At 47.1% G+C, this 11,457-nt stretch carries 10 protein-coding genes; 8 read left to right on the top strand and 2 right to left on the bottom strand.

Annotation, left to right across the window (positions count from 1 at the left end):
- Positions 1-111 precede the first annotated feature (111 nt).
- Entirely contained in the window at positions 112-3,051 is a 2,940-nt protein-coding gene (locus tag ACTJJJ_RS07595) for a tail fiber domain-containing protein (protein WP_426294224.1), read from the top strand.
- A 37-nt stretch (positions 3,052-3,088) separates the two neighbouring features.
- Entirely contained in the window at positions 3,089-4,585 is a 1,497-nt protein-coding gene (locus ACTJJJ_RS07590) for a T9SS type A sorting domain-containing protein (protein ID WP_426294225.1), read from the top strand.
- A 285-nt stretch (positions 4,586-4,870) separates the two neighbouring features.
- On the opposite strand, the gene ACTJJJ_RS07585 is transcribed toward ACTJJJ_RS07590, so the two are convergent.
- Positions 4,871-5,776 carry a hypothetical protein gene (locus ACTJJJ_RS07585; protein WP_426294226.1) on the bottom strand — a complete coding sequence of 302 codons (906 nt, stop codon included), beginning with the start codon at positions 5,774-5,776 and terminating at the stop codon, positions 4,871-4,873.
- Between the two features lie 303 nt (positions 5,777-6,079).
- Here ACTJJJ_RS07585 and ACTJJJ_RS07580 point away from each other — a divergent pair, with 303 nt between their 5' ends.
- From ACTJJJ_RS07580 to ACTJJJ_RS07570, 3 genes are all read left to right on the top strand, one after another.
- Positions 6,080-6,418, top strand: coding sequence for a zinc ribbon domain-containing protein YjdM (locus ACTJJJ_RS07580; RefSeq protein WP_426294227.1), 339 nt, complete (start codon positions 6,080-6,082; stop codon positions 6,416-6,418).
- A 216-nt stretch (positions 6,419-6,634) separates the two neighbouring features.
- Positions 6,635-7,240: a Crp/Fnr family transcriptional regulator gene (locus ACTJJJ_RS07575; protein WP_188929061.1), complete on the top strand. Its 606-nt coding sequence runs from the start codon at positions 6,635-6,637 to the stop codon at positions 7,238-7,240.
- Between the two features lie 248 nt (positions 7,241-7,488).
- Positions 7,489-7,881, top strand: coding sequence for an ester cyclase (locus ACTJJJ_RS07570; RefSeq protein WP_426294228.1), 393 nt, complete (start codon positions 7,489-7,491; stop codon positions 7,879-7,881).
- A gap of 210 nt (positions 7,882-8,091) precedes the next feature.
- Here the strand turns inward: ACTJJJ_RS07570 and ACTJJJ_RS07565 are convergent, their stop codons facing one another.
- Positions 8,092-9,057, bottom strand: coding sequence for a zinc-binding alcohol dehydrogenase family protein (locus tag ACTJJJ_RS07565; protein ID WP_426294229.1), 966 nt, complete (start codon positions 9,055-9,057; stop codon positions 8,092-8,094).
- A 543-nt stretch (positions 9,058-9,600) separates the two neighbouring features.
- Between ACTJJJ_RS07565 and ACTJJJ_RS07560 the strand changes: the two genes are divergently transcribed.
- The 3 genes from ACTJJJ_RS07560 to ACTJJJ_RS07550 all read left to right on the top strand — a co-directional run bounded on the left by ACTJJJ_RS07560 (position 9,601) and on the right by ACTJJJ_RS07550 (position 11,318).
- Positions 9,601-10,449, top strand: a complete 849-nt coding sequence (locus ACTJJJ_RS07560) for a hypothetical protein (RefSeq protein ID WP_426294230.1) — start codon at positions 9,601-9,603, stop codon at positions 10,447-10,449.
- A gap of 222 nt (positions 10,450-10,671) precedes the next feature.
- The gene (locus tag ACTJJJ_RS07555) at positions 10,672-11,121 is read left to right on the top strand and encodes a hypothetical protein (protein ID WP_426294231.1); all 450 of its coding nucleotides are present in this window, start codon (positions 10,672-10,674) and stop codon (positions 11,119-11,121) included.
- Positions 11,118-11,318: a helix-turn-helix transcriptional regulator gene (locus ACTJJJ_RS07550; protein WP_229221346.1), complete on the top strand. Its 201-nt coding sequence runs from the start codon at positions 11,118-11,120 to the stop codon at positions 11,316-11,318. The genes ACTJJJ_RS07555 and ACTJJJ_RS07550 overlap by 4 nt, the downstream gene beginning before the upstream one ends.
- The last annotated feature ends 139 nt before the right edge of the window (positions 11,319-11,457 follow it).

The following is an 11,457-nucleotide window of genomic DNA, read 5'->3' as shown; positions in this document are numbered from 1 at the left end:
AACAACTGATGCATTATTACACAGAGTCCTGATATTATAATACAAACTACTTATAGTGGAGCAGCCATCTTTGTAAATCGCCAATTCTGGCTAAACCAAACAAGTTTTTCTATGAAAAAGTACTACGTTTTGCTTGTAGGTGCTATGGTTGCAGCAGCTTTTCAAACACGCGCCCAGACCAAGATAGGGGGCTCCGGAGCTCCGGATAACAGTGCCATGCTGGAAGTAACCGGCGGCACGGGCAATAATAAAGGTATACTGGCACCGCGACTGACAACTGCCCAGCGAGATGCGATAGCGAGCCCCGCAACCGGTTTAATGATCTACAATACTTCCACAAATCAGTTGCAGATAAACACAGGCACGCCAGCCGCGCCTATATGGTCGGTATCCAGCGGTGGCAATGCATGGAATCTCACCGGTAATGCCGACAGTAACCCTAATATTAATTATATAGGTACTGCCGACGGACAACCCCTGATATTCCGTACCAGTGCAACAGAACGCATGCGTATGAAGAGTACGGGTGAGATTGGTATTGGTACCAATAATCCGCAACAAATACTTCATGTACAGGGCGTGGCAAGAGTAACTGGAAGTTCCGGAACATCTACCGCAATCATGGGACGTGATGGTTTTGGTGATATCGGCAATGTGAGCGTAGGTGCAGGTCTGAACCTTGCCGGTGGTGTATTGTCCGCAACGTCTGGCTCCCCCGGCTGGGGACTTACCGGTAATGCCGGTACTAACCCGGCAACCAACTATATCGGCACTACCGACGCACAACCCCTGATTCTTCGCACGAGTGCTGCCGAGCGTATGCGGATCACCAATACAGGTAATGTAGGTATTAACAATCCCACACCCCGTGCGCCACTTTCCTTTGCATCTGCACAAGGCCCGAAGATCAGGTTTTATGATAATGGCAGCGATACCGAAACCTTTGGTATCGGCCTTGGCAACGCGACCCTGAATTATCATATCGACAGAAATGTTAACGCCGTTCATCGGTTTATCTCGGGCGGCAGCAATGGCGATGGTACGGAACTGATGCGAATCCAGAGCAATGGCCGTGTGGGTATTGGCACCAACGCACCGCAACAAACGTTTCATGTGGAAGGTACGGCGAGGGTAACCGGAAGCAACGGAACACCCACTGCCATCACGGGTCGCAATGCTACGGGCGATATCGGCAATGTGAGCGTAGGTACAGGTTTGAACCTTGCCGCTGGTGTATTGTCTGCAACACCGGCCACACCAGGTTGGGAACTTGCCGGTAATACAGGCAGTAACCCTAATATTAATTATATAGGTACAGCCGACGGACAACCCCTGATATTCCGTACCAGTGCAACAGAACGCATGCGTATGAAGAGTACGGGTGAGATTGGTATTGGTACCAATAATCCGCAACAAATACTTCATGTACAGGGCGTGGCAAGAGTAACTGGAAGTTCCGGAACATCTACCACAATCATGGGACGTGATGGTTTTGGTGATATCGGCAATGTGAGCGTAGGTGCAGGTCTGAACCTTGCCGGTGGTGTATTGTCCGCAACATCGGCCACATCAGGTTGGGGACTTACCGGTAATGCCGGTACTAACCCGGCAACCAACTATATCGGCACTACCGACGCACAACCCCTGATTCTTCGCACGAGTGCTGCCGAGCGTATGCGGATCACCAATACAGGTAATGTAGGTATTAACAATGCCACACCCCGCGCGCCACTTTCCTTTGCATCTGCACAAGGCCCGAAGATCAGGTTTTATGATGATGGCAGCGATACCGAAACCTTTGGTATCGGCCTTGGCAACGCGACCCTGAATTATCATATCGACAGAAATGTTAACTCCGTTCATCGGTTTATGGCGGGCGGCAGCAATGACGATGGTACGGAACTGATGCGCATCCAGAGCAATGGCCGTGTGGGTATTGGCACCAACGCACCGCAACAAACGCTTCATGTGGAAGGTACGGCGAGGGTAACCGGAAGCAACGGAACGCCGACCGCCATTACGGGTCGTGATGCCAGCGGTAACATAGGAAATATCACTTTGGGCGCAAACCTCTCGCTGACGGGCGGTGTACTGTCTGCGTCGGGTGGTGGCGGTACAACCGGTTGGGGACTTACCGGTAATGCCGGTACAAACCCCGCAACCAATTATATAGGTACTACCGACGCGCAAGATCTGGCACTCCGGACAAGTGCTATAGAGCAAATGAGGGTGACAGCCGCCGGAAATGTCGGCATTGGTACCAATGCGCCTACTGCGAAGCTTGATATTACCAACGGTGATATTGCCCTTAAACAGACATTCGTGTTGCGTTGGGGAGGGGAAACTGATGAACGGATTTACGCTGACAGAGATTTGGGGTATCCGGGCGCCAACCTGTTCATGGAATCCCGGGAAAACATGGTTTTCACCATCGACCGCAACAATACGGCATCGACCAGTAACACAGTAGGATTTATCTGGAGTACCAATAGCAGTTGGAAAGAGGGTATACCTCAGGAGCTTATGCGCTTGACCGATGCCGGTAATTTGGGTGTAGGTGTTGTGACCCCTGCTTATAAACTGGATGTGGCCGGCGACATCAATGCTTCCGCCTCCGTGCGGGCCAATGGCGTAGTGCTCACCTCCGACGCACGCCTGAAACGCAATATCAGCCATACGAAACACGGCCTTTCTACCGTAATGGCCCTGAATCCTGTTCAGTATGAGAAGAAAAACAGCATAAAGGACACCAAATATGATCGTCACGAAATCGGTTTCATTGCCCAGGAGGTAGCAAAAGTATTGCCTTCCCTGGTAACTGAAGGAAAGGACGCAGACAAAACGCTGGGCGTTTCGTATACAGAACTGATACCGGTATTGACCAAAGCAATACAAGAACAACAGGCACAAATCGAGTCGCTGAAAGCAGAAAATCAGGAATTAAAAGGCAATCAGGCTGTTACCGCTCAATTGGTGGAGCGTGTGAAACAAATGGAACAAATGATGGGGATTAAAAAGGGGCAGGAGATGTCGAAAGCTGTCAGCAAATAAGGCTTAACGCCTATCCATTCATTTAAAAACAGCGAATATGAAACGACTCTTAATTTTAACGCTGATCGCCGCTGTTGCAGTCCCGGCCTCTGGGCAAAACACGACCTACGGTGGTGCTAACGCCCCTTTCAACGTGGACGGAGGCTATTTCAGCGACTACTCGCCCAGCGGTACCATCGTGCTGCCCGACGGGTTGGTAACATTGGCCAACGGTGCGACTTACGAACACGGTAACAATCTGCTGCAAAATAATGGCAGCTGGACTTCGACCGGAAGCCTCGATCTCTTTGCCTTCAATGGGCCCAATACCATCAGCGGTAGCACCGCGCCTGCCTTTTTTAATGCACAATTCAACATCGGTGCGGCTAATGTAATGGCCATTACCAATATCCAGGGGGTCAATATCGCAGGGCAGCTCGCATTCAATAACGGTATCACGACCACCGCACGCAATACGCACACAGCCAGTTCGCTCCGTTTTAGTGACGGGGCGAGCTATACCGGCGGAAATACAGACGTTCAACATGTGAATGGCTACGTGACCAAAATCGGTAACGACGCATTCGTATTTCCAGTCGGCAGTAGCGCCGACCTACGGACACTTTCGATTTCGGCTCCCGCCGCCGCCGCCACGCTCAGTACGGCCTGGTTCGTAGGTAGTCCCGGCACGGTAACAGACCCTTCCGATGGGAGCACGCATAGCCTGGCAGCCGTTGCCGTTCCTGTTAAAACGGTAAGTCCGGCAGGTTTTTGGGACTGGATTAATTCGGCGGGAAGTGACGACAATATCACCGTAGCTGTTTCCATTCCCGATATGGCCAGCTTTGCCACCACAGCCAATCTTCGGCTCGTCGGTTGGAACGGCACGCAGTGGATGGACCTGAGCGGCGGCGCTAATGCAAGTGGGAATACCGAGAACAGCACGCTTACCGGCGTCATCCCTGCGGGGGTGGCGATCAGCGCCATTGCCCTGGGAAGTGTGGAATTGCCTCTTCCCGTCACGCTGGTTAGTTTCACGGGCAGGGCAGTTGAAAACACGAGCGTGCTGCAATGGGCAACGACCGAAGAAGTCAATGCATCGCATTTCGAGATACAGCGCAGCAACGACGCGAAAAGCTTTGAATCCATCGGGGTAGTAAATGCAAAAGGTGAAAGTAAAGTGCTTGTCAATTACCTTTTTACAGACAAAACACCTTTACCCGGTATCAACTATTACCGCCTGAAACAGATCGACCAGGATGGCTCCCATGCCTTTTCAAAGACCATTTCCATTGCGTTTGACATAGATGCCAAAATACTTGTTTACCCGAATCCAGTAACCGATTTTCTTCGGGTAGAATCAAGTAAAACGCCAGGCTCTCTTGAAATTTTCAACCTCAGCGGTCTCAGATTACAAACGAGGGATCAGGTGCGAAATGGCCGATCGGAGATAGTGCCCGGGCCAGCCTCGGTTGTAGTTGACCTGCGCAGTTACCCGATTGGTATTTACATTTTGAAAGTTGATGGACAAACATTCAAGATCATAAAAAAATAAGCCCATAAAACGCTACATCATACCGGAGGCTACATTCACAATAGCCCCTGGTATGATATAGCGTTAGCGTGGCTAACCGGTAGGGTTTCGATTGTGGCAATCCCCTCAGACTCCTTACCGGGTTTGCCAAAGTAGCGTTAATGGCCTGGTAGCTAACTGTTAACAGGGTGGTTCCTCGTAATAGAATTTTTTGGCATACTCCGTATCGGTAAATTGATAATCGAATGGATAGGCAGGATTGTATTTGTCGAAAACCGGTCGGATTTTTTGGATAGCTGTGTTTTGTTAAAACCGCTTCTTAACATATACAAATCTTAAGGTTCTCTCAACTCCATTGCTGTCGGTGGTTTTGACAACTGCTGGTAGGGCGTTATTTGCTTCAAAAACCTGCGTTACATGATTTATATGAGTTGAAAAGCCAGAAAAAGTCAAATCATTATTTGATATCGAATAGGTTGCATACGACTCCAACGTCGGCATATTTTTCGATTCAGATGCCAAGACACTTTCGGAACTTGCTTTGGAGAAATCATCAGTTATTAGGAGGTAGAAGTGTTCACCAAGCGTTTGATATGGATTGTAATGCGAATCACCATAGGCAAATGTATCGATAGGTTGATAGGAGCTTGTCTTGAGCGGAAACGTGCATTTTACTAAGTTTCTGTTCGAATACTGATAGGAGATGGTATCTGAATCTGAATACCTAGGGACTCCCGCGATTACAAACCCACCCTGGCGTTTGACGATCGTTCCGTTTTCTAATGTATACTTTCTGCAACGTCCATAAGATCCCGATTTACTAATGACTTCAATCGTGTCTTTTCGATAAAAGTAACTGGTATAATATGTCGCACTAATGGCGTTATTAACGATTTGGCGACAAGAGGCTAAGTTTCCATTTGAATCATATGAGAGGGAATCACACGTAGTAAGCCCAGTAGTAAAATTAACTAGTTGATTTTTAATGTTGTAATCAGCATAGAGCACCGTATCATTATCAGCTACTACGCGTGACAGCAGATAATCCGTATCGCTCGGAGGGGAGGGATTGCTAAGGATTTCGTTTTTACATGCTAATAACGTAAGGCAATATGCCATAAATGCGAGTAAACGTAGGGAGGCAGTCATTTGGAAAATTTTAATAATCGACAACAACTTTCGGATTAAAGCATATTCTTCTTGCGCCAACATATCCACTTCTGGATTAGTTGCCGTATTTCATTGATTTTCGGGGCGGGACCTTTGGGGCTCACCGCGAAAACCGGAGCTTAAAGGGTGCATACATAAAACTCTAACCGATTGATTACTTCTTTACCACTACCGCATTCAAATGAAAAGAGTTTCCACCATTTGGATATATAACAAACCAAAAAGGTGACTGCCCCGGGCATGGAGGTACCGAAAATATCTGGAGCGGTTACACTCAATATGAAGAGAGAGAAGTCATCATAACCTTTAAAAGGCTACATTTGCGTCATAAACAATTTGACTATTATGGCTGACTTTCCCCCTTGCCCACACTGCAAATCTACTTATACGTATGAAATGGATGCTCTGCTGGTATGCCCTGAGTGCGGACATGAGTGGAATTCTGACGAAAGCAATGTGGCCGAGGATTACTTTGTTGTAAAAGATAGCAACGGCAATATCCTTCAAAACGGCGATAGCGTTGTAACTATCAAAAACCTACCGGTAAAAGGTACTTCCCAAAGTGTTAAAGCCGGTACCAAAGTGAGAAATATCCGCCTGGTAGATGGCGACCACAATATCGACTGTAAGATAGAGGGCTTTGGAGCTATGGCTCTTAAGTCAGAATTTGTAAAGAAAGCCTAGGAGTTGCACGTATCTACACGGTGGATTTATTGTCGGGGTTCAGATCATGTTTGCTTTAACGAATTTAATCAGGCAAACCCTGGGTCAATTGCAACGATCGTGACCCTGGATTACTTCATAAAGCTCTACTTGTTGACTTGCTGTGCCCGTTGACCAGTGTGGCAGTCGCCTACGATGGTAATCCTTGTCAAGGCGTCCGTTGCGTATTTCAATTGTATGAAGCAAAATTTAACTGACGTCTCCCTCGATCCGCTGCTACGGTATTTTAACGGGCTCATACCTTTGGACGAGACTGAGAAGGGGCTTGTGGAAAGCACCTTTCACCCGCGTCTTTATCGTCGCAGGCAATATGTACATCAAGACGGCAACATATGTACGCATCTGAACTTTGTCGTGCGCGGTTGTCTTCGTATGTATAAGGTCGACGATCGGGGAACGACCCGCATTGTACAATTTGCCCCGGAAAACAGATGGATAAACGACCTTGGCAGTTTCCATAGTAAAAAAGCGTCTACGCTCAACATAGATGCCCTTGAAGATACCCTCGTTTTACAAATCAGTTATGAGGACCTTATCAGCCTTTATACCCGTGCGCCAAAATTTGACCGCATTTTCCGGGTGTTGATCGAAGATAGTTTTGTCAATTTGCAGCAGCGGTTCCTGGAAACTATCAGTTCGATTGCCGAAGACAGGTATCTCTCTTTTTTAGAGGTTTACCCGGAATTGTCCAATCGACTCCCCCAGACTCAAATCGCTTCCTACCTGGGCATAACTCCTGAGTTTTTGAGCCGTCTGCGTAACAAGCGGGGAGCAAAATCTTAAACTAGATCAATACTATTTCTTAACGTAGTTCATTGGCAGCAAAAGCTTAGTCATAGACCTTTGCATTATCAAAACAAAACAGGAAAACTGCCGTTAGGCCGAATCCTGAGCCGGATAGCGGCAGCGATGATACGTTAGCTCGTTGGCGATTTACCTCTCGCATACACCGGTCCATGGGACACTCGATCTCTAATGGAGCAGTTGTAAACATCATTTCAGACATGGCAAGAGAAGACAAAATGCGATTGATGGACCGATTTTTAACGTTCATCAACACTGCAAACCCGGAGATGGCAAACGAACTGATCCACCCGGAGGCAATATTTTACGTACCGGGCAACCCCGAGCCTATGCGGGGACCGGGTGGGTACATGGCGATTGTAGGCATGATGCGCGACGCATTTCCTGACGTACAATGGAAGATCGATGACTCGGTATTTGATGGCGAAAAAGTGGCTGTACGCTTTACTATGAGCGGGACCCACGAAAATACCTTTTTTGGCATCCCGGCGACAGGCAAGACATTCGAGGTAAAAGCCATGAATTTCTACCGGTTTGAAAACAGGCAGATCGTAGAAGAATATGGCTTGCCTGACATGTTCGGGCTGCTCCGGCAGCTTGGTGCGGCTCCGGGGATTTAACCATATTATTACCTGCTGAGCTAATCGGCCTGTACCAACCTGATTCCGGTAAACCGCCATCGCAAATGAGGATGGAACAAGTTATGGTAGGTAGCACCGCAGTGGTCTTCGGCGGGCACTGTGTTCGCAACAGGGATGAAGTTGCACGCTCTGGCCAATTCCGCGATTCACTTCAAGTGATACTTTTGCGAATTACCTCGGTTTAAAATATCAATCATTGGTGATCACGATCTTGCCGCCGGCACTGTTGCTGTCCATCAGCCGGTGTGCCTCTACGATCCCTTCAAGCCCGAATACGCGTCCGACCGGTAGTTGGATGGCACCGGCCGCCACGTCTGAGATAAATAACTGCAGTGCGCCGCTATCCAGGCGAAACTGGCCACTATCATAGACCGTCAGGCCAACGGTTGAAGGAATGAAGTCCATAGGTGCAAAATCCTTAACCGACCATGTCTCCGATAGCATCCCGGTCATGCAAACCAATCCGCCTGGCCTGGCGCAGGCCAGTGAGTCTTTCAGGGTGTTTGTGCCAATGAGTTCAAGGACTTTATCCGCTGCACCAATGCCTTTTATTTTAGTTTGCAGATTCCCGTCATCAACAAGTACGTAATCCGCATTTCTGTCACGCAAAAACGAGTCCTTCTCCGGGTTCCGGGTGGTGGCAATGACAGTTAGGCCGGCTTGCTTAGCGATCTGGATGGCCAGCAGACCGACGGACGAAGTAGCGCCGCGTACCAACAGGCTTTCTCCGGCTCTGATACCCAGCGCCAGATAAAGTGAGCCATAGGCTGTCTGGAACATTTCCGGTATCGCCCCAAGGACATGCCAGGGCAAGTCGCTTGTAAATGGACAGGTAATGGCTTTGGGAAGCACCGTGTATTCTGCGTAGCTGCCATCAAAATCTCTTCCCATACCACCCATGCAAGCCGCAACACGCTGCCCCGGCGACCACTGACCGGAGGGGTCGCAGACAACCTCTCCAACGCATTCGATGCCTAATATGCGGGGAAAAACCACATCGGGTGAAAACCCTTTGCGTGTCATCAGTTCCGAACGGTTAAGCCCAAACGCGCGTACACGTACCAACACCTGCCCATCTTCCGGCGTAGGGATTTCACGCTCCCTGAGTATCAACCGTTCTGGCCCACCTGCCTCGTAAATAATAGCTGCTTTCATCGATTTCATAATCTTGTTGGCCTTTACAAACCTTTGATGCCAAAGCTGTTGAACATGTAAGTCACGATTTTCTAATTGCCGGATTGCTTTTTAAATACAAAAAAGTCGCGGTCTTCCAAAACCTGGAACGATAGTCGTCGGTCTCCGGAACAACGGATTTATCTACAGTGCAAAGGTCAAACATTGCCGCGAGGTGAACCCTTAACCTATCATAAGAAATATCCTTGATCTAGTTTAAGTACCACGCGCAGATAGTGCATGTTGCCGGGGATTATAAATTTGACCAGCTTCGTGATCGAAATAACGTTCGAGAATCGCTGGAACTCCTGACAACAAACCTGTGTCTTCGGCATATTGGTAGGTGTTCTCACCTCACGCCCGGCGGATAGGTATTTGCCGCAGCGTAGGCTTCGACGTTAATGTTTGGCAACTCGGGCGATCGTCTTTTATATCGGCCGTTTAGTGAGATGACCGCATTAAATGCCTTTTGCCAATAAAGCAGATTCATTTTAGATTTCAGACGGCTATCAGTACACAGGTAATATGAGCGCTTGGGGAACAGGAATATCATCTAATGACACTTACGCAGACATTCACGGAGAATTTTTCGACCTGTATAACAAAGGAGTTGATGTAGCCGAAATTTCAAAAAGATTGATTGCTGGCAACCAAGAAATGATTGATGATCGCGATGACTGTCATAACTTTTGGTTTACGTTAGCGAAAGCTCAGTGGGAGTGCAAGCAACTAGACAAAGAACTATTTGAAAGAGTAAAAACAATCATTGATACAGGTGCCGATCTTGAAGTCTGGCGACAGCTGGGATCCGATGAAAAGCATGTAAAAAAGCGAAAGAATGCTCTTGATAAATTCCTGGGTGAATTACAATCAGAAAGGCCAAAAGCAAAGTCACGGAGGAAAAGGATAATTCCTCAATCTGTTTATGAGAAAGGTGACTGTCTGACATTCAGACTTGAAAACGGGAATTACGGTGGCGCAGTTGTCTTAGAAGCAATTAACGATAGTGAACACGGGTATCACTTAATTGCAGTAACAAGAATAAACCAACCAGTTAAACCGGAAAAAATAGATTTTGAGAATTCTGAGGTACTTATAGTTAATTATGCCAATTGGGCCGATAAACCTCTCGTGCAATGGTATCTGCCTCTTCGACACAAGCAGATTGCACATTTGATAGAGAAGGTTGAAAACATCGAAGTGCAGATAAAGTATGATATGAACAACACTATGTACGGTGCTGTGTCTGACTTCGATGTCTGGATAATACAGATCATTAATCAGCAGCTAGAATCAGAAAAGACAAAACATCGCTCAATGATAACTCAGACTATTAAAGAACTGTCAAAGAAGAGCAGATGGAAATTTTGGTAAACTAGATTCAAGGTAAATTAAGACAAGTTGGAGTTCTTCCGGCACCTTTAGAACTTGCGCATCACGAATTATGAGCGTCTCGCAAAACGCTCCGAAGTCGCTGGCGGGAGCCGCCTGGCTTATTGACTTCAACTTCTACGTAACCCCATGTTCAAATTGTAAAATAAACTTGCTTTTTAGTAAAGCTAACTTTACATTTGATAAACTTCAATTTCGTGACTCATGAGACAGCAGGATTGGTTATTCCCACATGTATTTAGAAAAGCCGGCTGGTTGATCGTGGCCGTATTGTCCATCTTCTTTCTGGTGTTACGCAGTAATGCTGGTCAAGAATACTTTGACAGCTATCGAAACGGGCGTGACTATCCGTTGAGTTGGGCTGACTATACAGATATCATTGTCAATGTATTTATAATCGGATTTGCCATTGGGCTAATCTTGATTGCATTCTCAAGAGAGAAGCACGAGGACGAAATGATCCAAAAACTCAGATTGCAAGCTTTACAGTGGAGTGTTTACGCCAATTATATCGTGCTGATTCTTTGCTCTTTACTGTTTTACTGGACCGATTTTTTTAATGTATTGGTTCTCAATATGTACACCGTCTTGTTGGCTTTTATAATAGTCTTTCGCTGGACCTTGCACCAGATGAACAAAGAGTCATTATCATGAAGAACCGACTTAAGGTTGCACGTGCAGAACACAACATATCGCAGGCTGAATTAGCGGAAAAGGTTGGAGTAAGCAGGCAAACCATCAATTCGATAGAAGTTGGCAGATACACTCCTTCGGCGGTATTGGCATTGAAAATAGCAAGGGCATTCGGAAAAATGGCCGAAGAAATATTTCAGCTGGAAGATTCAGACTAGTTATCGCCGAAACCCCAGAACATTGAAACCCGGCACATGGCCGAGATCGATCGTCCCTATTGCTAGATTATTTCACCTATTTTATAAAAATCATAATTATATCAATCTATTTTGTTCAAACTCGAAATTAATAGACTGT

The sequence above is a fragment of the Dyadobacter sp. 22481 genome, from assembly GCF_052044875.1.
GTDB lineage: Bacteria > Bacteroidota > Bacteroidia > Cytophagales > Spirosomataceae > Dyadobacter > Dyadobacter endophyticus.
Note: the sequence above shows the minus strand (reverse complement) of the source record. Positions and strands in the feature narration are given on the sequence as shown.